This window comes from Rhizobium tibeticum (genome assembly GCF_900110205.1).
Classification (GTDB): Bacteria; Pseudomonadota; Alphaproteobacteria; order Rhizobiales; family Rhizobiaceae; genus Rhizobium; species Rhizobium tibeticum.
On the sequence record NZ_FOCV01000146.1, the window covers coordinates 1 to 1466 of the forward strand.

A 1466-nucleotide genomic window follows, 5' to 3' on the forward strand; every position below is an offset into this window, starting at 1 on the left:
ACCATTTGATCGACAGCTTCGAGAGCGTGCCGTCATCCCTCATGCTCTTGATGGCCGCCGAAACTTTGCCACTGAATTCCTTGTCGCCATGAAGGATTGTAATAGCGGCTGGTGAGACGAAGAGCGGCTCGCCCAACGGCTTCAATGGATACCCGGACTTGATCGCGTTTTCGGCAATGGTTCCATCGGTAACGATCCCGTCGAGACGCGTACCGTCGCCGAGTCGAAGATCGTCAAGCGCGATATTGGTGCTTTGATAAGGCTTCACCTCACCCGCCTTGAACGGATACTGTATCGGCTTGGCGCCGACCCAATTCGGCGTGAAGCTTTGATTGGCATAGGACTCAGACGAGCTGCCTGCAGCAACGCCGATCACCTTGCCGTTTAGGTCGGAGAGCTTAGTCGCTTTGCTATCCTTGTGAACGACGGCGACCGCGGTCTCGTAGAAGTAAAGGGCCGAGAAGTCGAACTTTTCAGCGCGGGCCTGGGTCGGCACCATTTGCCCCATACCAATGTCCCAGCGATTTTCCCACTTCCCTGCCGCGATAAGGTCCCAGCCCGGCGTGACAAATTTTTCTTCCACACCGAGGTATTTTGCTATGCCCTTGGCGACATCGATGTCGTAGCCGTCCAGTTCCTGCTTTTCATTCAGCGACGACATCGGCCCCCAGTCCGTCCCGACCGCCACTGTCAGCGTCTTCTTGGCGAGCACGCGATCAAGTACCTCTCCGGCATGAGCCGAGAGAGAGAAAGCGACTGATGCGGCTGCGAACGATGCCGCTGCTGCAGTCGTGATCATGATCTTATTCATGATGTTCCCCTTCGCTGTGTTTCTTGACCTGAGCACGCCTGCGCACCACGGGCCGATCTGGGCCCGGGATTAACCGCTCAAGCGGGCTGCGCTAGTTCCAAACCTATGCCTATCTCAAGACGGCCGAATTTGCAACAAATGTTTTAATAATTAGTTAATCACTCAAACGTATCATCGTTCGTTGTGCTTCGCTGCGTTTCGTAGGATAGCAAGATGGGCAGGGTTGCCTCTTTCCGAGGCGGTCGAATGCGCCCTGAAGCTCGGCGATCTAAACGGAGCGCCGCCGGAGAGCAGCCGTATGTCGATTTTTCATTGATCGCGAGTGCCGATAAACCCCAGCAATGGTCATGTCATTCGCTTTCAAATGGCCACGATCTGAGGGTTAGCACACCTCAGCGCGCGGGCTTCATCAACGCCGGAAGGCGCCGGTCGAATTCAATGCCTCCGGATTGGCTTCCGCTGGGTAGTGATGGGGTGGACGCCCCCCTCGACGGCATCGATGTGCCAGAATGGTGGTGTTTGACAGCCACCGTAAGAGAGGGAGCGTCCACAATGGAAGTTAACACGATCGGGTTAGACTTGGCGAAGAATGTATTTCAGGCTCATGGAGCGGATGCGGCTGGCGCCATTGTTTTCCGCAAGCAACTGCGACGCG

The 1466-nt window shown here is 55.9% G+C and carries 1 protein-coding gene and 1 pseudogene; one reads left to right on the forward strand and one right to left on the reverse strand.

Annotated elements, in window-relative coordinates; translation table 11 throughout:
- Positions 1 to 811, reverse strand: an 811-nt coding sequence (locus BSG20_RS35285) for a transporter substrate-binding domain-containing protein (RefSeq protein ID WP_093042014.1), incomplete at its 3' end; no start/stop codon positions are given.
- Positions 812 to 1363: 552 nt separating this feature from the next.
- Between BSG20_RS35285 and BSG20_RS36235 the strand changes: the two are divergent.
- Positions 1364 to 1466 (forward strand): annotated as a pseudogene (locus BSG20_RS36235) (IS110 family transposase); the annotation flags it as partial.